16 protein-coding genes, 4 tRNA genes and 2 rRNA genes are annotated in these 23236 nt (G+C 54.6%); all 22 read right to left on the bottom strand.

Translation table 11 applies throughout. The features are described from left to right. Window positions 1-77: 77 nt before the first annotated feature. Window positions 78-389 (bottom strand): 30S ribosomal protein S10, encoded by a 312-nt coding sequence (rpsJ, locus tag BFP92_RS16370; protein ID WP_003186070.1) that lies wholly within the window; start codon window positions 387-389, stop codon window positions 78-80. 159 nt (window positions 390-548) lie between these two features. Further along, window positions 549-1742, bottom strand: a complete 1194-nt coding sequence (gene tuf, locus BFP92_RS16365; RefSeq protein WP_003176426.1) for an elongation factor Tu — start codon at window positions 1740-1742, stop codon at window positions 549-551. Window positions 1743-1772: 30 nt separating this feature from the next. Further along, window positions 1773-3878, bottom strand: a complete 2106-nt coding sequence (gene fusA / locus BFP92_RS16360; protein WP_015886136.1) for an elongation factor G — start codon at window positions 3876-3878, stop codon at window positions 1773-1775. A 30-nt stretch (window positions 3879-3908) separates the two neighbouring features. Next, the gene (gene rpsG / locus BFP92_RS16355; RefSeq protein ID WP_002555493.1) at window positions 3909-4379 is read right to left on the bottom strand and encodes a 30S ribosomal protein S7; all 471 of its coding nucleotides are present in this window, start codon (window positions 4377-4379) and stop codon (window positions 3909-3911) included. A gap of 118 nt (window positions 4380-4497) precedes the next feature. Next, window positions 4498-4869 carry a 30S ribosomal protein S12 gene (gene rpsL / locus BFP92_RS16350; RefSeq protein ID WP_002555494.1) on the bottom strand — a complete coding sequence of 124 codons (372 nt, stop codon included), beginning with the start codon at window positions 4867-4869 and terminating at the stop codon, window positions 4498-4500. Window positions 4870-5086: 217 nt separating this feature from the next. Then, on the bottom strand, window positions 5087-9286 hold the full coding sequence (gene rpoC, locus BFP92_RS16345) for a DNA-directed RNA polymerase subunit beta' (RefSeq protein ID WP_017135962.1): 4200 nt from the start codon (window positions 9284-9286) through the stop codon (window positions 5087-5089). A 64-nt stretch (window positions 9287-9350) separates the two neighbouring features. Further along, entirely contained in the window at window positions 9351-13424 is a 4074-nt protein-coding gene (rpoB, locus tag BFP92_RS16340; RefSeq protein ID WP_065930318.1) for a DNA-directed RNA polymerase subunit beta, read from the bottom strand. A 219-nt stretch (window positions 13425-13643) separates the two neighbouring features. Continuing rightward, complete coding sequence (gene rplL / locus BFP92_RS16335; RefSeq protein ID WP_010566858.1) at window positions 13644-14009, bottom strand: 50S ribosomal protein L7/L12; 366 nt, start codon at window positions 14007-14009, stop codon at window positions 13644-13646. Window positions 14010-14087: 78 nt separating this feature from the next. After that, a complete protein-coding gene (rplJ, locus tag BFP92_RS16330) occupies window positions 14088-14588 on the bottom strand; it encodes a 50S ribosomal protein L10 (protein ID WP_056861893.1) in 501 nt (166 codons plus the stop codon). Between the two features lie 199 nt (window positions 14589-14787). Beyond that, a complete protein-coding gene (gene rplA / locus BFP92_RS16325) occupies window positions 14788-15483 on the bottom strand; it encodes a 50S ribosomal protein L1 (RefSeq protein ID WP_032884532.1) in 696 nt (231 codons plus the stop codon). Further along, window positions 15483-15914 (bottom strand): 50S ribosomal protein L11, encoded by a 432-nt coding sequence (gene rplK / locus BFP92_RS16320; protein ID WP_003176435.1) that lies wholly within the window; start codon window positions 15912-15914, stop codon window positions 15483-15485. Before rplK ends, rplA begins: the two co-directional genes overlap by 1 nt. A gap of 117 nt (window positions 15915-16031) precedes the next feature. Beyond that, a complete protein-coding gene (gene nusG, locus BFP92_RS16315; RefSeq protein ID WP_003176436.1) occupies window positions 16032-16565 on the bottom strand; it encodes a transcription termination/antitermination protein NusG in 534 nt (177 codons plus the stop codon). Window positions 16566-16574: 9 nt separating this feature from the next. After that, window positions 16575-16943, bottom strand: a complete 369-nt coding sequence (gene secE / locus BFP92_RS16310) for a preprotein translocase subunit SecE (protein ID WP_003232399.1) — start codon at window positions 16941-16943, stop codon at window positions 16575-16577. Between the two features lie 45 nt (window positions 16944-16988). After that, window positions 16989-17064: transfer RNA gene (locus BFP92_RS16305), tRNA-Trp, on the bottom strand. Between the two features lie 161 nt (window positions 17065-17225). Then, a tRNA-Thr gene (locus tag BFP92_RS16300) sits at window positions 17226-17301 on the bottom strand. 26 nt (window positions 17302-17327) lie between these two features. Continuing rightward, window positions 17328-17401 (bottom strand) — tRNA-Gly (locus BFP92_RS16295). 24 nt (window positions 17402-17425) lie between these two features. Then, window positions 17426-17510 (bottom strand) — tRNA-Tyr (locus BFP92_RS16290). Between the two features lie 142 nt (window positions 17511-17652). Further along, complete coding sequence (locus BFP92_RS16285) at window positions 17653-18099, bottom strand: hypothetical protein (protein WP_065930317.1); 447 nt, start codon at window positions 18097-18099, stop codon at window positions 17653-17655. Window positions 18100-18106: 7 nt separating this feature from the next. Beyond that, complete coding sequence (locus tag BFP92_RS16280; RefSeq protein WP_065930316.1) at window positions 18107-18856, bottom strand: pantothenate kinase; 750 nt, start codon at window positions 18854-18856, stop codon at window positions 18107-18109. Next, window positions 18846-19805 carry a bifunctional biotin--[acetyl-CoA-carboxylase] ligase/biotin operon repressor BirA gene (gene birA / locus BFP92_RS16275; protein ID WP_065930315.1) on the bottom strand — a complete coding sequence of 320 codons (960 nt, stop codon included), beginning with the start codon at window positions 19803-19805 and terminating at the stop codon, window positions 18846-18848. Before birA ends, BFP92_RS16280 begins: the two co-directional genes overlap by 11 nt. A gap of 219 nt (window positions 19806-20024) precedes the next feature. Beyond that, window positions 20025-20140: ribosomal RNA gene (gene rrf / locus BFP92_RS16270) — 5S ribosomal RNA — on the bottom strand. Window positions 20141-20297: 157 nt separating this feature from the next. After that, window positions 20298-23189, bottom strand: a 23S ribosomal RNA gene (locus BFP92_RS16265). Window positions 23190-23236: the final 47 nt, after the last annotated feature.

The following is a 23236-nucleotide window of genomic DNA, read 5'->3' as shown; positions in this document are numbered from 1 at the left end:
TAAACCTCATGAGTGTACGGGGCTTTCACCCGCTATGGCCGCCCATTTCAGAGCGTTACACGACTAAGACCCAAGTCTTAGCCGAGGCTGATCTGTACTTCCACACCGGCCGCCAGATCAAGCTTCATAAGTGCATCAACGGTTTTATCCGTTGGCTGGACGATGTCCAGTACGCGCTTATGAGTACGGATCTCGTACTGGTCACGCGCGTCTTTGTTGACGTGCGGGGAGACCAGAACGGTGAACCGCTCTTTACGGGTAGGCAGTGGAATTGGACCACGCACTTGAGCACCAGTACGTTTCGCGGTTTCCACGATTTCCTGGGTGGATTGGTCGATCAGGCGATGGTCAAAAGCCTTCAACCTGATACGGATTTGCTGATTTTGCATTGGATTTCAGACTCCGGCTGCTATTCCCAGCGAGCGCAATACGCCCGTTAAAAGGAGGCGCAATTCTATAGACGGCCCTGATAGGTGTCAACCCAATAAAAAAGGCCCCCGCTGAGCGGGGGCCTTTTCAAAACATCAGAGCTATCTCAGAAGAGATAATTACTCGATGATTTTAGCTACAACGCCAGCACCAACGGTACGGCCGCCTTCACGGATTGCGAAACGCAGACCGTCTTCCATAGCGATGGTTTTGATCAGGGTGACAACCATTTTGATGTTGTCGCCTGGCATTACCATTTCTACGCCTTCCGGCAGTTCGCAGTTACCGGTTACGTCGGTAGTACGGAAGTAGAACTGTGGACGGTAGCCTTTGAAGAACGGAGTGTGACGGCCGCCTTCTTCTTTGCTCAGCACGTACACTTCAGCTTCGAACTTGGTGTGCGGCTTAACCGAACCTGGCTTAACCAGAACCTGGCCACGCTCAACGTCGTCACGCTTGGTACCACGCAGCAGAACGCCGCAGTTCTCGCCAGCACGACCTTCGTCGAGCAGCTTACGGAACATTTCAACACCGGTGCAGGTGGTGACGGTAGTGTCACGCAGACCAACGATTTCCAGTGGATCTTGAACCTTGACGATACCGCGCTCGATACGACCAGTTACAACAGTACCGCGACCGGAGATCGAGAATACGTCTTCGATTGGCATCAGGAACGGCTTGTCGATAACACGAACTGGATCTGGGATGTAGCTGTCCAGAGTCTCAACCAGTTTACGAACGGACGTGGTGCCCATTTCGTTATCGTCTTTGCCTTCCAGAGCCATACGAGCAGAACCGATGATGATCGGAGTGTCGTCGCCTGGGAAGTCGTAAGTGCTCAGCAGATCGCGCACTTCCATCTCAACCAGTTCCAGCAGCTCAGCGTCGTCTACCAGGTCAGCCTTGTTCAGGTAAACCACGATGTACGGAACGCCAACCTGGCGGGACAGCAGGATGTGCTCACGGGTTTGTGGCATCGGACCATCAGCGGCCGAGCAAACCAGGATCGCGCCGTCCATCTGGGCAGCACCGGTGATCATGTTCTTCACATAGTCAGCGTGACCTGGGCAGTCAACGTGAGCGTAGTGACGGATCAGCGAGTTGTATTCAACGTGCGCGGTGTTGATGGTGATACCACGAGCTTTTTCTTCTGGTGCGCTGTCGATCTTATCGAAATCAACGATTGCGGAACCGAATACTTCGGAGCAAACGCGAGTCAGAGCAGCAGTCAGAGTGGTTTTACCGTGGTCAACGTGACCGATGGTGCCAACGTTGACGTGCGGTAGGGAACGATCAAATTTTTCTTTAGCCACGACAATTAACTCCTTGCCTAAAGGACTGAATCAGCCTTGTTTTTTGGATACAGTTTCAGCGATGTGCGCCGGAGCTGTGTTGTATTTTTTGAATTCCATAGAGTAGCTTGCGCGACCCTGGGACATGGAGCGAACGTCGGTCGCATAACCGAACATCTCACCCAACGGAACCTCGGCGCGAATCACTTTGCCGGAAACCGTGTCTTCCATACCCAAGATCATGCCGCGACGACGGTTAAGGTCGCCCATGACATCACCCATATAGTCTTCAGGTGTAACAACTTCTACCGCCATGATTGGCTCAAGCAACTCACCACCGCCCTTCTGGGCCAGTTGCTTGGTTGCCATGGAAGCAGCCACCTTAAACGCCATCTCGTTGGAGTCGACGTCGTGGTAAGAACCGTCAAAAACGGTTGCTTTCAGGCCGATCAGCGGATAGCCGGCAACAACACCGTTCTTCATCTGCTCTTCGATACCCTTCTGGATAGCCGGGATGTATTCCTTAGGAACAACACCACCAACTACTTCGTTCACGAATTGCAGACCTTCCTGACCTTCGTCAGCAGGAGCAAAACGGATCCAGCAGTGACCGAACTGACCACGACCGCCGGACTGACGAACGAACTTGCCTTCGATTTCACAATTCTTCGTGATGCGCTCACGATAGGAAACCTGAGGCTTACCGATGTTGGCTTCGACGTTGAACTCACGGCGCATCCGGTCAACCAGGATGTCCAGGTGCAGCTCGCCCATGCCGGAGATGATCGTTTGACCAGTCTCTTCATCAGTCTTAACGCGGAAAGATGGATCTTCCTGAGCAAGTTTGCCCAGAGCAATACCCATTTTTTCCTGGTCATCCTTGGTCTTAGGCTCTACGGCAACCGAAATAACCGGCTCCGGGAAGTCCATACGAACCAGGATGATTGGCTTGTCAGCGTTGCACAAGGTTTCACCAGTGGTGACGTCCTTCATGCCGATCAAGGCCGCGATGTCACCAGCGCGTACTTCCTTGATCTCTTCGCGGGCGTTTGCGTGCATTTGCACCATACGACCCACGCGCTCTTTCTTGCCTTTAACCGAGTTGATCACGCCGTCGCCGGAGTTCAACACGCCCGAGTAAACGCGGACGAAGGTCAAGGTACCCACGAATGGGTCAGTGGCAATTTTAAATGCCAGAGCGGAGAACGGTTCTGCGTCGTCTGCATGACGCTCCAGCTCGATAGTCTCGTCATCCGGGTCAGTACCCTTGATGGCGGGAATATCCACTGGTGCCGGCAGGTAGTCGATCACAGCATCGAGAACCAGGGGAACGCCCTTGTTCTTGAACGAGGAACCGCAAACAGCCAAGACGATCTCACCAGCGATAGTACGCTGACGCAGAGCAGCCTTGATTTCCACGTTGGTGAGTTCTTCACCTTCGAGGTACTTGTTCATCAGTTCTTCGTTGGCTTCGGCCGCAGCTTCGACCATGTTGTTGCGCCATTCGTCAGCCAGTTCCTGCAGCTCAGCAGGGATAGGCTTGCGAACAGGAACCATACCTTTGTCAGCATCGTTCCAGTAAACAGCTTCCATGGTCAGCAGATCGATCTGGCCTTGGAAGTTGTCTTCGGAACCGATAGCCAACTGGATTGGCACCGGGGTGTGACCCAGGCGCTGCTTGATCTGACCGATCACGCGCAGGAAGTTGGCACCAGCACGGTCCATCTTGTTTACGTAAACAAGACGTGGAACACCGTATTTGTTGGCTTGACGCCATACGGTTTCCGACTGCGGCTCAACACCCGAGGTACCGCAGAACACAACGACAGCGCCGTCGAGTACGCGCAGGGAACGCTCAACTTCAATGGTGAAGTCTACGTGGCCCGGGGTATCGATTACGTTGAAGCGGTGCTCATCCTTGTACTGCTTCTCGGAACCTTTCCAGAAGGCGGTAATAGCAGCAGAAGTAATGGTAATACCACGCTCCTGCTCCTGAACCATCCAGTCTGTGGTCGCGGCGCCGTCATGCACCTCGCCCATCTTGTGACTTTTGCCGGTGTAAAACAGTACGCGCTCGGTGGTGGTGGTTTTACCAGCATCCACGTGAGCAACGATACCGATGTTACGGTAGCGGCTAATCGGAGTAGTACGAGCCATAAAGCCCTCGCAAAATTAGTGAAGCTAAGATTAGAAGCGGTAGTGCGAGAAAGCTTTGTTAGCTTCAGCCATACGGTGCACGTCTTCACGCTTCTTAACAGCAGCACCTTTACCTTCAGCAGCGTCCAACAGCTCGCCGGCCAAACGCAGAGCCATAGACTTCTCGCCGCGCTTACGGGCGAAGTCTACCAACCAGCGCATTGCCAGAGCGTTACGACGGGACGGACGAACTTCGACCGGAACCTGGTAAGTAGCACCGCCTACACGGCGCGACTTCACTTCGACCAGCGGAGCGATGGCGTCGAGAGCTTTCTCGAAGATTTCCAGGGGGTCGCTGTTCTTGCGTTCTTTAACCTTTTCCAGCGCGCCATAAACGATACGCTCGGCAACGGCTTTCTTGCCGCTTTCCATCACGTGGTTCATGAACTTGGCCAGAATTTGGCTTCCGTATTTTGGATCGTCAAGCACTTCGCGCTTGGCTGCTACGCGTCTTCTTGGCATGGATAAGCCCTCAAACGGTCTTCAGGTTCGTTCGGAATCAGTGCCCTTTCGGGACGCCTCCGACCTTACTCTTATCGACTCAGAAAATAAGATGATTCAGTTTTACAAAAAGCCGCTACTACTTAGGCTTCTTGGTACCGTACTTCGAACGACCCTGGTTACGACCTTTAACGCCGGAAGTATCCAAGGAGCCCCGTACGGTGTGGTAACGGACACCTGGCAAGTCTTTTACACGACCGCCGCGGATCAGTACCACGCTGTGCTCTTGCAGGTTGTGGCCTTCACCGCCGATGTACGAGGAAACCTCGAAACCGTTGGTCAGACGCACACGGCATACTTTACGCAGTGCCGAGTTAGGTTTTTTCGGCGTGGTGGTATACACACGAGTGCATACGCCACGACGTTGCGGGCAGTTCTGCAGCGCAGGCACGTCGGATTTCTCGACGATACGCTTACGCGGCTGACGTACCAGCTGGTTGATAGTTGCCATCTACTAGCTCCACTGTTGTCTTGCGACGCTATTGTCTTGCAAGAAAAGCAAAATGGCAGGAACGAATTCCCGCCAAATTTAGGGGTACAAGAGTCTAAAGAGGATCTTGCCCCCAGTCAAGGCAAGGCCCCGACCTCCCCTCTCATCGAACCGGGACAAAAATGCCTCGATCCGACGAATGGGGGCTGCCAGGGCCCAGACTTATTTATCGCAGAACTCAGTTACCGCTTGAGTTCAGCGCTTCGGTCAGTGCAGCTTCCACTTCACTGGCGCTTACGCGCAGCGGCTTGTCAGCATCACGGCGGCGCTTGCGCTCGCTGTGGTAAGCCAAACCGGTACCTGCCGGGATCAGACGACCCACGACTACGTTTTCTTTCAGGCCGCGCAGGTAATCGCGCTTGCCGGTTACCGCTGCTTCGGTCAGTACGCGAGTGGTCTCCTGGAAGGAGGCCGCCGAGATGAACGACTCAGTGGACAGCGACGCCTTGGTGATACCCAGCAACACACGAGTGAACTTGGAGACAAATTTGTCTTCCGCGCCCAGACGTTCGTTTTCTACCAGTACGTGAGTCAGTTCCATCTGGTCGCCCTTGATGAAACTGGAATCGCCGGATTCAGCGATTTCAACTTTACGCAGCATCTGACGCAGGATGGTCTCGATGTGCTTATCGTTGATCTTCACGCCTTGCAGACGGTAAACGTCCTGGATCTCGTTAACGATGTACTTGGCCAGCGCACTCACACCCAGCAGACGCAGGATGTCGTGTGGATCGCTCGGGCCGTCGGAGATAACTTCGCCGCGGTTTACCTGTTCGCCTTCGAAGACGTTCAGGTGACGCCACTTCGGAATCAGCTCTTCGTACGGATCAGTACCATCGTTCGGGGTAATGACCAGACGGCGCTTGCCTTTGGTCTCTTTACCGAACGCGATGGTGCCGCTGACTTCAGCCAGAATCGACGCTTCTTTCGGACGACGAGCTTCGAACAAGTCGGCAACACGCGGCAGACCACCGGTGATGTCGCGGGTCTTCGAAGTTTCTTGCGGGATACGCGCGATAACATCACCGATCGCGATCTTCGCACCATCCGCTACACCGACCAGGGCGTTGGCCGGCAGGAAGTACTGAGCAATTACGTCAGTGCCTGGCAGCAACAAGTCCTTGCCGTTGTCGTCGACCATCTTAACGGCAGGACGGATGTCTTTACCGGCAGCTGGACGATCTTTCGCGTCGAGTACTTCAATGTTGGTCATACCGGTCAATTCGTCAGTCTGACGCTTGATCGTGATGCCTTCTTCCATGCCCACGTAGGTCACGGTACCTTTCATTTCGGTAACGATTGGGTGAGTGTGCGGATCCCACTTGGCCACGATTGCGCCAGCGTCGACCTTGTCACCTTCTTTAACCGAGATCACAGCACCGTACGGCAGCTTGTAACGCTCACGCTCACGACCGTAGTCATCAGCGATTGCCAGCTCACCGGAACGGGACACAGCAACCAGGCAACCATCCACTCGCTCAACGTGTTTCAGGTTGTGCAGACGGACGGTACCGCCGTTCTTCACCTGAACGCTGTCAGCTGCGGAGGTCCGGCTTGCCGCACCACCGATGTGGAACGTACGCATGGTCAGCTGGGTACCCGGCTCACCGATGGACTGGGCAGCAATTACGCCAACCGCTTCACCGATGTTCACCTGGTGACCACGAGCCAAGTCACGGCCGTAGCACTTGGCACAAATGCCGTAGCGGGTTTCGCAGCTGATCGGCGAGCGAACAATCACTTCGTCGATGCTGTTGAGTTCGATGAACTCGACCCACTTTTCATCTACCAGGGTGCCGGCAGGAACGATAACTTCCTCGGTGCCTGGCTTGAATACGTCACGGGCGATTACTCGACCCAGTACGCGCTCACCCAACGGCTCTACAACGTCGCCGCCTTCGATGTGCGGAGTCATCAGCAGACCGTGTTCGGTGCCGCAGTCGACTTCTGTCACAACCAAGTCTTGTGCAACGTCTACCAGACGACGAGTCAGGTAACCGGAGTTAGCCGTTTTCAACGCGGTATCCGCAAGACCCTTACGAGCACCGTGAGTGGAGATGAAGTACTGAAGTACGCTCAAACCTTCACGGAAGTTCGCAGTAATCGGCGTTTCGATGATGGAACCGTCCGGCTTGGCCATCAGGCCACGCATACCGGCGAGCTGACGGATCTGCGCAGCAGAACCCCGTGCGCCCGAGTCGGCCATCATGTACATCGAGTTGAACGACTCTTGATCGACTTCTACGCCATGACGGTCGATAACCTTCTCTTTCGAGAGGTTCGCCATCATCGCCTTCGACACTTCGTCGTTGGCCTTGGACCAAAGGTCGATCACTTTGTTGTACTTCTCGCCCTGGGTTACCAGGCCGGAGGCGTACTGGCTTTCGATTTCTTTCACTTCATCAGTTGCAGCATTGATGATCTGGGCTTTTTCATCCGGGATAACGAAGTCGTTAACACCGATGGAAACGCCGGAAATGGTCGAATAAGCAAAGCCGGTGTACATCAACTGGTCAGCGAAGATCACGGTCTCTTTCAAACCAACCACGCGGTAGCACTGGTTGATCAGCTTGGAGATCGCCTTTTTCTTCATCGGCAAGTTGACGACGTCGTACGACAGACCTTTTGGCACAACTTGATACAGCAGCGCACGGCCGACAGTGGTGTCGACAATACGGGTGCCGCTCACGCTGCCGCCATCACGGTCGTTGACGGTTTCGTTGATCCGCACTTTGACCTTGGCGTGCAGTGCGGCTTCGCCGGCACGGAACACACGGTCAACTTCTTGCAGGTCAGCGAACACACGACCTTCGCCTTTGGCGTTGATCGCTTCACGAGTCATGTAGTACAGACCCAATACAACGTCCTGCGACGGAACGATGATTGGCTCACCGTTGGCTGGCGACAGAATGTTGTTGGTCGACATCATCAACGCACGCGCTTCCAACTGGGCTTCCAGTGTCAGCGGTACGTGCACGGCCATTTGGTCGCCGTCGAAGTCGGCGTTGTACGCAGCACAGACCAGAGGGTGCAGCTGGATAGCCTTACCTTCGATCAGTACCGGTTCAAACGCCTGGATACCCAGACGGTGAAGGGTCGGTGCACGGTTGAGGAGAACCGGGTGTTCGCGAATCACTTCAGCGAGAACGTCCCAAACCTCTGGCAGTTCGCGCTCGACCATTTTCTTGGCCGCTTTGATGGTGGTCGCGAGACCGCGCATTTCCAGCTTGCCGAAGATGAATGGCTTGAACAGCTCAAGTGCCATCTTCTTGGGCAGACCGCACTGGTGCAGACGCAGGGTCGGGCCTACGGTAATTACCGAACGACCCGAGTAGTCAACACGCTTACCGAGCAAGTTCTGACGGAAACGGCCTTGTTTACCCTTGATCATGTCAGCCAAGGATTTCAGAGGACGCTTGTTGGAACCGGTGATAGCGCGGCCACGACGGCCGTTGTCGAGCAAGGCATCGACAGCTTCTTGCAACATACGCTTTTCGTTGCGCACGATGATGTCCGGAGCGGACAGATCAAGCAGGCGCTTCAAGCGGTTGTTACGGTTGATCACGCGGCGGTACAGGTCGTTGAGGTCGGACGTCGCGAAACGACCACCGTCCAACGGTACCAGCGGACGCAGGTCTGGCGGCAGAACCGGCAGAACGGTCAGCACCATCCACTCTGGCAAGTTACCGGAACCCTGGAAGGCTTCCATCAACTTCAGACGCTTGGACAGCTTCTTGATCTTGGTTTCCGAGTTGGTTTGCGGAATTTCTTCGCGCAGACGGCCAATCTCGTGCTCCAGGTCGATAGCGTGCAGCAGCTCGCGAACAGCTTCGGCACCCATACGGGCATCAAAGTCGTCGCCGAACTCTTCCAGCGCTTCGAAGTACTGCTCGTCGTTCAGCAACTGACCTTTTTCAAGGGTGGTCATGCCTGGATCGATAACGACATAGCTCTCGAAGTAGAGAACACGTTCGATATCACGCAGGGTCATGTCCATCAGCAAGCCGATACGGGACGGCAGCGATTTCAGGAACCAGATATGGGCAACCGGCGAAGCCAGTTCGATGTGCGCCATGCGCTCACGACGAACTTTAGCCAGCGCAACTTCAACGCCGCACTTCTCGCAGATCACACCACGGTGCTTCAAGCGCTTGTACTTACCGCACAGGCACTCGTAATCCTTTACCGGGCCAAAGATCTTGGCGCAGAACAGGCCGTCACGCTCAGGTTTGAACGTACGGTAGTTAATGGTTTCCGGCTTTTTAACTTCACCGAACGACCACGAACGGATCATCTCAGGCGATGCCAACCCAATACGGATGGCGTCGAACTCTTCGACTTGACCCTGGTTTTTCAGCAAATTCAGTAGGTCTTTCAAGGCCTTTCCTCCTGGCGGAGCAGAGAGCGGGCTAAACAGCCCCGCTCTCGATTCGCGTCACGTGTTATTCGGTTTCCAGATCGATATCGATGCCGAGGGAACGAATTTCTTTGATCAACACGTTGAAAGACTCGGGCATGCCCGGCTCCATACGGTGATCGCCGTCCACGATGTTTTTGTACATCTTGGTCCGACCGTTCACATCGTCCGACTTCACTGTGAGCATTTCTTGCAGAGTGTATGCAGCACCGTATGCTTCCAGTGCCCAGACCTCCATCTCCCCGAAACGCTGACCACCGAACTGAGCCTTACCACCCAGCGGCTGCTGGGTAACCAGGCTGTACGAACCGGTAGAACGAGCGTGCATCTTGTCGTCTACCAAGTGGTTCAGCTTCAGCATGTACATGTAGCCAACAGTAACCGGGCGCTCAAACTTGTTGCCGGTACGGCCGTCGAACAGCTGCATCTGGCCGCTTTCCGGCAGGTCTGCCAGTTTCAGCATGGCCTTGATTTCGCTTTCCTTGGCACCGTCGAATACCGGGGTAGCCATTGGAACGCCGCCGCGCAGGTTCTTCGCCAGATCCAGGATTTCCTGGTCGGAGAAGGTGTCCAGCTCTTCGTTGCGACCGCCGATCTCGTTGTAGATCTCGTGCAGGAACTTGCGCAGGTCAGCAACCTTGCGCTGCTCTTCGATCATACGGTTGATCTTCTCGCCCAGACCTTTGGCCGCGAGGCCCAGGTGGGTTTCAAGGATCTGACCAACGTTCATACGCGAAGGTACGCCCAACGGGTTGAGGACGACGTCGACCGGGGTGCCATTGGCATCGTGCGGCATGTCTTCAACCGGCATGATCACGGAGACCACACCTTTGTTACCGTGACGACCGGCCATCTTGTCGCCCGGCTGGATGCGGCGACGGATTGCCAGGTAAACCTTGACGATTTTCAGCACGCCTGGAGCCAGGTCATCGCCCTGCTGCAGTTTGCGCTTCTTGTCTTCGAACTTGTCGTCCAGCAGACGGCGGCGATCAACGATGTAGGCCTGGGCCTTCTCGAGCTGCTCGTTCAGAGCATCTTCAGCCATGCGCAGTTTGAACCACTGACCATGCTCAAGACCGTCGAGTACTTCGTCGGTGATGTCCTGACCTTTCTTCAGACCTGCGCCGCCTTCAGCCTTACGGCCTACCAGAGCGGAACGCAGACGTTCGAAGGTCGCGCCTTCAACGATACGGAACTCTTCGTTCAGGTCCTTGCGGATCTCGTCGAGTTGAGTCTTCTCGATGGATAGTGCACGAGCATCACGCTCAACGCCGTCACGAGTGAAGACCTGTACGTCGATGACAGTACCCTTGGTACCGGTAGGTACACGCAGGGAGGTGTCTTTAACGTCGCTGGCTTTTTCACCGAAGATGGCACGCAGCAGCTTCTCTTCCGGAGTCAGTTGGGTCTCGCCTTTCGGAGTGACCTTACCTACCAGGATGTCGCCTGCGCCAACTTCAGCACCTACGTAAACGATACCGGCTTCGTCCAGCTTGTTCAGTGCAGCTTCACCCACGTTCGGGATGTCTGCAGTGATTTCCTCTGGCCCAAGCTTGGTATCACGTGCCACACAGGTCAGTTCCTGAATGTGGATCGTGGTGAAACGGTCTTCTTGAACAACACGCTCGGACAGGCAGATGGAGTCTTCGAAGTTGAAGCCGTTCCATGCCATGAACGCGATGCGCATGTTCTGACCCAGTGCCAGTTCACCCATGTCGGTGGACGGGCCGTCGGCCATGATGTCGCTACGCTGAACGCGATCACCCTTGCTCACCAGCGGACGCTGGTTGATGCAGGTGTTCTGGTTCGAGCGGGTGTATTTGGTCAGGTTGTAGATGTCGACACCGGCTTCGCCAGTTTCAACTTCATCATCGGCAACACGAACCACGATACGGCTGGCATCAACGGAGTCGATCACGCCGCCACGACGAGCCACGACGCAAACGCCGGAGTCACGGGCTACGTTACGCTCCATGCCGGTACCTACCAGCGGCTTGTCAGCGCGCAGGGTTGGTACAGCTTGACGCTGCATGTTGGAACCCATCAACGCACGGTTGGCGTCATCGTGTTCCAGGAACGGGATCAGCGACGCTGCAACCGAAACTACCTGCTTGGGCGATACGTCCATCAAGGTGACGTCTTCCGGCGCCTTGACGGTGAACTCGTTCAAGTGACGAACAGCTACCAGCTCGTCGATCAGGACTTTCTTGTCGTTCATCGTGGCCGAAGCCTGAGCGATCACGTGATCAGCTTCTTCGATGGCGGACAGGAATACGATCTCGTCGGTGACCAGAGCGTCTTTCACCACGCGGTACGGGCTCTCGAGGAAGCCGTACTGGTTGGTGCGCGCATAAGCGGCCAGGGAGTTGATCAGACCGATGTTCGGACCTTCCGGCGTTTCGATCGGGCAAACACGACCGTAGTGCGTCGGGTGTACGTCACGAACTTCGAAGCCTGCACGCTCACGGGTCAGACCGCCCGGGCCCAGTGCGGAAACACGGCGCTTGTGGGTGATCTCGGAGAGCGGGTTGTTCTGGTCCATGAACTGGGAAAGCTGGCTGGAACCGAAGAACTCTTTCACCGCCGCAGCCACTGGCTTGGCGTTGATCAGGTCTTGCGGCATCAGGCCTTCGCTTTCAGCCATCGACAGACGCTCTTTGACCGCACGCTCAACACGCACAAGGCCAACGCGGAACTGGTTTTCGGCCATTTCGCCTACGCAGCGAACACGACGGTTACCCAGGTGGTCGATGTCATCGACGATGCCTTTACCGTTACGGATGTCGACCAGAGTCTTCAGTACCGCGACGATGTCTTCCTTGCACAGCACGCCCGAACCTTCGATCTCGGTACGACCGATACGACGGTTGAACTTCATCCGGCCGACCGCAGACAGGTCATAACGCTCAGGGCTGAAGAACAGGTTGTTGAACAGGGTCTCGGCAGCGTCTTTGGTTGGCGGCTCACCAGGACGCATCATGCGATAGATCTCGACCAGCGCTTCCAATTGGTTGCTGGTGGAGTCGATCTTCAGTGTGTCGGAGATGAACGGACCGCAGTCGATGTCGTTGGTGTACAGGGTCTCGATGCGAACAACCTGGGCCTTGGCGATTTTTGCCAGGATTTCGGTGTTCAGCTCGGTGTTGCACTCAGCCAGGATTTCGCCTGTAGCCGGGTGAACGATAACCTTGGCGGTGGTGCGACCCAGGACGTAGTCCAGAGGCACTTCCAGCGACTTGATGCCGGCTTTTTCGATCTGGTTGATGTGGCGCGCAGTAATACGACGACCCGCTTCAACGATCACTTTGCCGTTTTCGTCCTGAATATCCAGAACGGCAATTTCACCACGCAGACGCGAAGCAATCAGCTCCAGGCTGAGGGTTTCATCCTTCAGGCTGAATACGTTGGTGGTGTAGAAAGCGTCCAGCACCTGCTCAGTGGTGTAACCGAGCGCGCGCAGCAGTACCGAGGCCGGCAGCTTGCGACGACGGTCGATACGCACGAACACGCAGTCTTTCGGGTCGAACTCGAAGTCCAACCACGAACCGCGGTACGGAATGATCCGCGCGGAGTACAGGAGTTTACCGGAGCTGTGCGTCTTGCCGCGGTCGTGGTCGAAGAACACGCCCGGGGAACGGTGCAGCTGGGAAACAATAACACGCTCGGTACCGTTGATTACGAAGGTACCGTTTTCAGTCATCAGTGGGATTTCGCCCATGTAGACTTCTTGCTCTTTGATGTCCTTGATCGCTTTGTTCGACGATTCTTTGTCGAAAATGATCAGGCGGACTTTTACCCGCAAAGGTACGGCGTACGTAACACCGCGCAACACGCATTCTTTGACATCAAATGCCGGTTCGCCCAGGCGATAACCCACGTACTCCAGCGCAGCATTGCCGGAGTAGCTGATGATCGGGAAAACGGATTTGAAGGCCGCATGCAGGCCCACGTCGCGGAACTGATCTTTGGTCGCTCCCGCCTGCAAGAATTCACGATACGAATCCAGCTGGATAGCCAGAAGGTACGGGACATCCATGACGTCCGGCAACTTGCTAAAGTCCTTGCGGATACGTTTTTTCTCAGTATATGAGTAAGCCATCAGCGTTCCCCAGCTTGGTCACCTGCTTGTTTGGCCCCTCCGACGGGAGCAGCCAGAAAATCTTGCAAACCCCATGGTTTGCACCACCGCATCGGGTGGTTACAGCGCGTAATTGGCGGCGACCGAGTCGACAGCCAAGAACGGAAAAAGGCCGGTGGCAAGAGCCACCAGCCATCAGCCTTCAGCTTAACGCTTGGGCTGGAGACGCAAGGTCGATGCTTACTTCAGCTCGACTTTAGCGCCTGCTTCTTCCAGCACTGCTTTAGCTTTGTCAGCGGCGTCTTTCGACACTGCTTCCAGAACCTGGGCAGGAGCGCCGTCAACTACAGCCTTGGCTTCTTTCAGGCCCAGACCGGTCAGTTCACGAACTGCCTTGATCACGTTTACTTTCTTCTCGCCAGCTTCCAGCAGCATGACGTTGAATTCGGTTTGCTCTTCAGCAGCAACAGCAGCAACAGCTGGGCCAGCGGAAGCAGCGGCAGCGGAAACGCCGAATTTTTCTTCGAAAGCTTTGATCAGCTCAACAACCTGCAGAACCGACATTTCAGCTACGGCGTTGAGGATATCTTCTTGGGAGATAGACATTACTGTATTTCCTGAATTGGGGGACGGCCTACGCGGCCATCGAAATAAACAAAAATACGCGAAAGGAGATGCTCAGCCTTAGGCTGCGGCAGCTTCTTTTTGCTCGCGAACTGCGGCCAGAGTACGAGCCAACTTGCTGGTAGCGCCTTGAATCACGCTCATCAGCTGAGAAATAGCTTCGTTACGGGTCGGCAGTGTTGCCAGTACGTCGATTTGGTTAGCTGCGAGGAACTTGCCCTCGAACGCAGCTGCCTTGATCTCGAACTTATCCTGACTCTTGGCGAATTCCTTGAACAAACGGGCAGCAGCACCCGGGTGATCTTTGGAGAACGCGATCAGAGTCGGGCCGGTGAACACGTCGTTGAGGACACTGTATTCAGTGTCAGCAACAGCGCGCTTGAGCAGGGTGTTACGTACAACACGTACGTATACGCCAGCTTCACGAGCCTCTTTACGGAGTCCGGTCATAGCGCTTACTGTCACACCACGGGCATCAGCCACGACAGCGGACAGAGCAGCTTTGGCAGCCTCGTTGACTTCAGCGACGATGGCCTTCTTGTCTTCGAGATTAATTGCCACGGGTTTAACTCCTGCTTGTTACCGTTTCATCTGGCCGAAGCCGGATGTCGTTTTGGTGTCTGATTCGGTAAGGAACCGGGAGCACCATCTGCGTAGGCTTGAGGTTTAAGGCTTGCGCCGCCTACGGTCTTGGATAGCCCCCGCCAGGCAGGGACCCCAATTTTTTCAATTGACGCGATCTCTCGCGCCAATGTGTCTCTTATACGTCCAGCGAGCCTTGGTCGATGACCAGACCTGGGCCCATAGTGGTGCTCAGGGTAACGCGCTTGACGTAGATACCTTTCGAAGAAGCTGGCTTGATACGCTTCAGATCAGCGATCAGGGCTTCAACGTTTTCCTTCAGCTTGACGGCATCGAAGCCGACTTTGCCAACGGAGGTGTGAATGATGCCGTTTTTGTCGGTGCGATAACGAACCTGACCAGCCTTGGCGTTTTTAACCGCGGTAGCTACGTCTGGAGTTACGGTGCCGACTTTAGGGTTAGGCATCAGACCACGTGGACCGAGGATCTGACCCAACTGACCTACAACGCGCATTGCATCCGGGGAAGCAATGACTACGTCGTAGTTCAGGTCGCCGCCTTTCATTTCGGCAGCCAGGTCGTCCATGCCAACGCGATCAGCGCCGGCGGCCAGAGCAGCTTCAGCTGCCGGGCCTTGGGTGAAGACAGCAACACGTACAGTCTTGCCAGTACCGTGTGGCAGCACAGTAGCGCTACGAACGACCTGGTCGGATTTACGTGGGTCAACGCCCAGGTTTACAGCAACGTCAACGGACTCGCTGAACTTGACAGTCGACAGCTCGGTCAGCAGGGCAGCGGCGTCTACAAAGCTGTAGGCCTTGCCTGCTTCGATTTTGCCGGCGATAGCCTTTTGGCGCTTGGTCAGCTTAGCCATTACACACCCTCCACGTTAAGGCCCATGCTACGAGCAGAACCGGCGATGGTACGCACGGCTGCATCCATATCAGCTGCAGTCAGATCCGCGTTTTTGGTTTTCGCGATTTCTTCCAGCTGAGCACGAGTTACGGTGCCAACCTTAACGGTGTTAGGACGAGCGGAACCGCTAGTCAGACCGGCAGCTTTCTTCAGCAGAACCGAAGCCGGGGTCGACTTGGTTTCAAAAGTGAAGCTACGGTCGCTGTATACAGTGATGATCACTGGAGTCGGCAGACCTGGCTCAAGACCCTGAGTACGGGCGTTGAAGGCCTTGCAGAATTCCATGATGTTCACGCCGTGCTGACCCAGAGCCGGGCCGACAGGTGGACTTGGGTTGGCCTGAGCGGCCTTCACTTGCAGCTTGATGTAAGCGGTAATCTTCTTGGCCATGAGGCACTCCAATTACGGGTTCAAACGCCTCGAAAGGCTCCCCGGTTACTTGCGCGTTTATCCCAGTGACGACAAAACCCCACAGCCTAAGGCTGCGGGGTTGGGATGCTTGCTCAGCTAGACCTTCTCGACCTGGCTGAACTCCAGCTCTACCGGAGTAGAGCGACCGAAAATGAGCACTGCCACCTGGATCCGGCTCTTTTCGTAGTTAACTTCTTCGACGGTGCCGTTGAAATCAGCAAACGGACCATCTGTGACACGAACAACCTCACCCGGCTCGAACAACGTCTTCGGCTTAGGCTTGTCGCTACCGTCAGCAACGCGGCGCAGAATTGCTTCCGCCTCTTTGTCAGTGATCGGAGCAGGCTTATCAGCGGTACCGCCGATAAAACCCATGACACGAGGAGTGTCCTTGACCAAGTGCCAAGTACCTTCATTCATGTCCATCTGAACCAGCACGTAGCCAGGGAAGAACTTGCGTTCGCTTTTGCGCTTCTGGCCATTGCGCATTTCAACCACTTCTTCAGTGGGAACCAGAATTTCGCCGAAGCCATCTTCCATGCCTGCGAGCTTTACGCGCTCTAGCAAAGAGCGCATAACATGCTTCTCGTAACCCGAGTAAGCATGCACAACGTACCAACGCTTAGCCACGGGACACCCTTAGCCAACAATCAAGGAAACAAGCCAGCCGAGCAGGGAATCAAGCCCCCACAACAGCAACGCCATAACCAGAACAACAGCCACAACAATCAACGTGGTCTGCGTGGTTTCTTGGCGAGTCGGCCAAACGACTTTACGAATTTCGGTGCGAGCTTCCTTTACCAGGACCGCGAAAGACTTGCCTTTGGCAGTCTGCAGGCCTACAAAGGCAGCTACAGCAGCAAGAGCGAGCAAAGCGAGTACACGGTACAGGATCGGCGAAGCAGAGTAGTACTGATTGCCAACAACGCCTACGACCACCAATGCGACTACTACGAGCCACTTGACGAGATCGAAACGAGAGCTTTGAGCTTCAGCCTTAGGAGTCATCTATGAAGATCCTGTGAAAAGAAAGCCAGACACACCACGTGAATCTGGCAGGTCAGGAGGGAATCGAACCCCCAACCTACGGTTTTGGAGACCGTCGCTCTGCCAATTGAGCTACTGACCTAAAACAAAATCAGGCCGACCATTATGCAGGCCTGAAAAAGACTTTACAACAACCAACCCCACTAGACCTGAAATCACTTGACCATAAAGCCAAATGCGACACCAACAAGCCGAGGCAGCTGTTAAAACAAAGGCAGATATTCTCATATCTGCCTTGTTATATGGAGCTCTTGAGCGGATTTGAACCGCTGACCTCACCCTTACCAAGGGTGTGCTCTACCAACTGAGCTACAAGAGCAAAACACATCGCACAACCTGCAAACTTGGAGCGGGTAGCGGGAATCGAACCCGCATCATCAGCTTGGAAGGCTGAGGTTCTACCACTAAACTATACCCGCGGAGCTTGCAGCTCACGCTAAAAATGGTGGAGGGGGAAGGATTCGAACCTTCGAAGTCGTAGACGTCAGATTTACAGTCTGATCCCTTTGGCCGCTCGGGAACCCCTCCTAAGCGAGCCGGCATTCTACATCACGCCGGCCTTCTGTCAAGCATTTTCTCATTAAAAATATGAGGTTAGCTGCGTTGACCTTCGTTTCACCCTGTAGACCGTAAAGGTCTTCACTGCGAAGCGGGCGCCATTCTATGCAAACTATTCGACAGTTGCAACGCCTTCGCACAACATTATTTTATGTTTTAACTCATTGAATTCCTTAGCAAGGTTTTCAAACGGCAGATCGTCGGCCAGCCTCCTGCTTTCAGGGGCCACACGCAGCCAATAACCGGAGGCGTCAGGCGTATTGAGGAGAAGCACTTTGACCTTTATATCCAGGCTTATGAGGCGCTGCTCGACCGACTGAGCCTGACGCTGATCAGCAAAGCCACCAATGTATAGGCAGGTATTTTGTGCGTCAGGCGCTTTTACTCGGTCGCGCCGAACCATGGGGCCAGAGGATTCACTCAATAGGCGAATATCCTGCTGAGAACCCTTATAGAGGCTCAGAGGCGTTACATCCTTAGCGCGTAACGGGGCTTCCTGTTGATGCCAGATGTAATAGAAGGCATTGAGAACGAGCAAAAGCAAAAACAGCCAACGCATAAACACCTCAGGACAAAGGGCACGCCATCGCCAGACCAACAAAAACCAGATCAGGAACAAAACGAGCGTGAGGCACGGCATCGGAGACCAGGTCAGCATCCCCGCCAGTCAGAAAAACCGTGAAGTCATCCCCCCAATAGCTTCGAGCCAACTCAAGCTGGGTCAAAACAAACCCCCTGAGCATCAGCGTACAACCCCGCTCAACGGCCTCAACAGTCGTGCGCCCTGGCGAGAGGCGCGCCAGGGCCTGCTCCGCCGCAATATCGTCGTAGCGGATCTTGCGTGTGTGCGTTCGCAACTGGCTGCGCATAAGGGGCATTCCCGGGCAAATGAAACCGCCAAGGTGCTCACCATCGGCAGCAATAAAGTCCGCAGTGGCGGCGGTACCGAAATCAAGCACCAGACAGGCACCTGATGCCAGCTTGAAACCACCGAGCATTGCCAACCAACGATCTAGCCCAAGACGCTCAAACTCTTCGTAACCATTACGTACACCCGCCATCTCTCTCGCCGAAGCAGCACAAGACACAACAACCCCAAATGCCCCCTGCAAAGCCTCAACCAGTTGCCCGGTCTCCTCAGCGGCCCGAACACTTACCAGGCGGCAACGCGTCAATGACAGCCCCGGGATCGCCTTCAGGCCCTCGATCAATTCAAGGTCCGAGCCGACAACACCCTCAGCGGACGCCCTGGCCATAGGCAAATCGAGCACACGCCACTTGATAAAGCTATTCCCACAGTCGAGCTCAAGAATCATCACGCAACCTCAGGCTTAGCTCACCGCCGCTGTATATTTTCTCGACACCCTCGACACTCAGCCGAAGCGCGCCCTGGTGATCAACACCCAGCACCACACCATCAATCTGGTTAACACCCGCGATAAGAGATACTGCCTTACCCTGCCACAAATGATTTCGCTCCCACTCTTCCTGGAGCGCAGCAAAGCCCGAAGCCTTGTGTCGCTCCAGGTGACTTTGCAGTTGGAGCCCAAGCCGTGCGACCAAGTGATTACGGTCGACAGGGGAACCTGTCTCCAACTGCGCCGACGTCCACTGCTGATCGACCTCTGCGGCCTTCTGCATATTTACGTTGATCCCTACACCGAGGACAACGTGACAAACATCAGCGGGATCCCCAACCAATTCCAGCAAGATGCCGGCAATTTTTTTCTGCCCAACCAGAACGTCGTTCGGCCATTTCAATGCAGCAGCCTGGACACCCAGCTCACGCAGGGCCTGCATGACCGCCAATCCCACGACAAGACTAAGCCCCTCCAATTGCCTTAACCCGCCGTCAATGCGCAATACGAGGCTGTAATACAGGTTTTGAGCGAACGGACTGACCCACTTACGACCCCGCCTACCCCTTCCTGCTGTTTGCTGCTCCGCAAGCACCAGAAATGGCGCCGCGCAACCGGCGTCGACGAGGCGCAAGGCCTCAGCATTAGTGGAGTCTATGGAATCTGATATGTAAACAGGCCACGTCAAAGCCGGAGCATGCCCTTGAATTTCTTCAGCATTCAAGAACACCAATGGAGATGCCAGTTGATACCCCCTGCCACGAACTTTATGGATGGGCAGGTTCAATTCGGACTCCAGATGCTGGAGCTGCTTCCAAACAGCACTGCGGCTGACACCCAGGGCAGCACCCAGCGCCTCTCCGGAGTGGAATCGACCATCTTTGAGAAGTGTTAACAACGTCAGCATGCAAGCATCGCCTCACAATGAGGCACGCATGATAGCCATGCGCAAGGTCATTGCATAGAAAGGACGGGATTTAGCACTGCTGGTCGCACAAAAGCGTTCGCGACAGCTCAGGCTGGTCGCGTTGCGATTAACGCTAAACATGAGCAAGCTTTGCCCACTATACGACCGCCCAAAACAAAACCCCTGATTGCGTTAGCAATCAGGGGTTTCGGAATTTAATCTTGACGATGACCTACTCTCACATGGGGAAACCCCACACTACCATCGGCGATGCATCGTTTCACTACTGAGTTCGGGATGGGATCAGGTGGTTCCAATGCTCTATGGTCGTCAAGAAATTCGGGTACTGAGTCGTAGCCAGATGGCTTCGCTTCAGCAAATTGGGTATGTGACAGCTTTCGGTGTTTTGTGAGCGTCGAACTTTCGGTTCATCTCGTCTTCACACACCGCAATCTGATGCTCTTTCGAGTAGTCAAATTGCTTGGGTGTTATATGGTCAAGCCTCACGGGCAATTAGTATTGGTTAGCTCAACGCCTCACAGCGCTTACACACCCAACCTATCAACGTCGTAGTCTTCGACGGCCCTTCAGGGGACTCAAGGTCCCAGTGAGATCTCATCTTGAGGCTAGTTTCCCGCTTAGATGCTTTCAGCGGTTATCTATTCCGAACATAGCTACCCGGCAATGCCACTGGCGTGACAACCGGAACACCAGAGGTTCGTCCACTCCGGTCCTCTCGTACTAGGAGCAGCCCCTCTCAAATCTCAAACGTCCACGGCAGATAGGGACCGAACTGTCTCACGACGTTCTAAACCCAGCTCGCGTACCACTTTAAATGGCGAACAGCCATACCCTTGGGACCGGCTTCAGCCCCAGGATGTGATGAGCCGACATCGAGGTGCCAAACACCGCCGTCGATATGAACTCTTGGGCGGTATCAGCCTGTTATCCCCGGAGTACCTTTTATCCGTTGAGCGATGGCCCTTCCATACAGAACCACCGGATCACTAAGACCTACTTTCGTACCTGCTCGACGTGTCTGTCTCGCAGTCAAGCGCGCTTTTGCCTTTATACTCTACGACCGATTTCCGACCGGTCTGAGCGCACCTTCGTACTCCTCCGTTACTCTTTAGGAGGAGACCGCCCCAGTCAAACTACCCACCATACACTGTCCTCGATCCGGATAACGGACCTGAGTTAGAACCTCAAAGTTGCCAGGGTGGTATTTCAAGGTTGGCTCCACGCAGACTGGCGTCCACGCTTCAAAGCCTCCCACCTATCCTACACAAGCAAATTCAAAGTCCAGTGCAAAGCTATAGTAAAGGTTCACGGGGTCTTTCCGTCTAGCCGCGGATACACTGCATCTTCACAGCGATTTCAATTTCACTGAGTCTCGGGTGGAGACAGCGCCGCCATCGTTACGCCATTCGTGCAGGTCGGAACTTACCCGACAAGGAATTTCGCTACCTTAGGACCGTTATAGTTACGGCCGCCGTTTACCGGGGCTTCGATCAAGAGCTTCGCGTTAGCTAACCCCATCAATTAACCTTCCGGCACCGGGCAGGCGTCACACCCTATACGTCCACTTTCGTGTTTGCAGAGTGCTGTGTTTTTAATAAACAGTCGCAGCGGCCTGGTATCTTCGACCGGCATGAGCTTACGGAGCAAGTCCTTCACCCTCACCGGCGCACCTTCTCCCGAAGTTACGGTGCCATTTTGCCTAGTTCCTTCACCCGAGTTCTCTCAAGCGCCTTGGTATTCTCTACCCAACCACCTGTGTCGGTTTGGGGTACGGTTCCTGGTTACCTGAAGCTTAGAAGCTTTTCTTGGAAGCATGGCATCAACCACTTCGCTAACTAAAAGTTAGCTCGTCATCAGCTCTCGGCCTTAAGATCCCGGATTTACCTAAGATCTCAGCCTACCACCTTAAACTTGGACAACCAACGCCAAGCTGGCCTAGCCTTCTCCGTCCCTCCATCGCAATAACCAGAAGTACAGGAATATTAACCTGTTTTCCATCGACTACGCTTTTCAGCCTCGCCTTAGGGACCGACTAACCCTGCGTCGATTAACGTTGCGCAGGAAACCTTGGTCTTTCGGCGTGGGTGTTTTTCACACCCATTGTCGTTACTCATGTCAGCATTCGCACTTCTGATACCTCCAGCAAGCTTCTCAACTCACCTTCACAGGCTTACAGAACGCTCCTCTACCGCATCACTTACGTGATACCCGTAGCTTCGGTGTATGGTTTGAGCCCCGTTACATCTTCCGCGCAGGCCGACTCGACTAGTGAGCTATTACGCTTTCTTTAAAGGGTGGCTGCTTCTAAGCCAACCTCCTAGCTGTCTAAGCCTTCCCACATCGTTTCCCACTTAACCATAACTTTGGGACCTTAGCTGACGGTCTGGGTTGTTTCCCTTTTCACGACGGACGTTAGCACCCGCCGTGTGTCTCCCATGCTCGGCACTTGTAGGTATTCGGAGTTTGCATCGGTTTGGTAAGTCGGGATGACCCCCTAGCCGAAACAGTGCTCTACCCCCTACAGTGATACATGAGGCGCTACCTAAATAGCTTTCGAGGAGAACCAGCTATCTCCGAGCTTGATTAGCCTTTCACTCCGATCCACAGGTCATCCGCTAACTTTTCAACGGTAGTCGGTTCGGTCCTCCAGTTAGTGTTACCCAACCTTCAACCTGCCCATGGATAGATCGCCCGGTTTCGGGTCTATTCCCAGCGACTAGACGCCCTATTAAGACTCGCTTTCGCTACGCCTCCCCTATTCGGTTAAGCTCGCCACTGAAAATAAGTCGCTGACCCATTATACAAAAGGTACGCAGTCACCCAACAAAGTGGGCTCCCACTGCTTGTACGCATACGGTTTCAGGATCTATTTCACTCCCCTCTCCGGGGTTCTTTTCGCCTTTCCCTCACGGTACTAGTTCACTATCGGTCAGTCAGTAGTATTTAGCCTTGGAGGATGGTCCCCCCATATTCAGACAAAGTTTCTCGTGCTCCGTCCTACTCGATTTCATGACTAAGAGATTTTCGCGTACAGGGCTATCACCCACTATGGCCGCACTTTCCAGAGCGTTCCGCTAATCTCAAAGCCACTTAAGGGCTAGTCCCCGTTCGCTCGCCACTACTAAGGGAATCTCGGTTGATTTCTTTTCCTCAGGGTACTTAGATGTTTCAGTTCCCCTGGTTCGCCTCTTACGCCTATGTATTCAGCGTAAGATAACCATCTTATGATGGCTGGGTTCCCCCATTCAGACATCTCCGGATCAAAGTCTGTTTGCCGACTCCCCGAAGCTTTTCGCAGGCTACCACGTCTTTCATCGCCTCTGACTGCCAAGGCATCCACCGTATGCGCTTCTTCACTTGACCATATAACCCCAAGCAATCTGGTTATACTGTGAAGACAACATTCGCCG

The organism is Pseudomonas sp. 58 R 3, assembly GCF_900006605.1.
GTDB lineage: Bacteria > Pseudomonadota > Gammaproteobacteria > Pseudomonadales > Pseudomonadaceae > Aquipseudomonas > Aquipseudomonas salomonii.
This window is presented reverse-complemented; position numbering and strand designations above follow the sequence as displayed.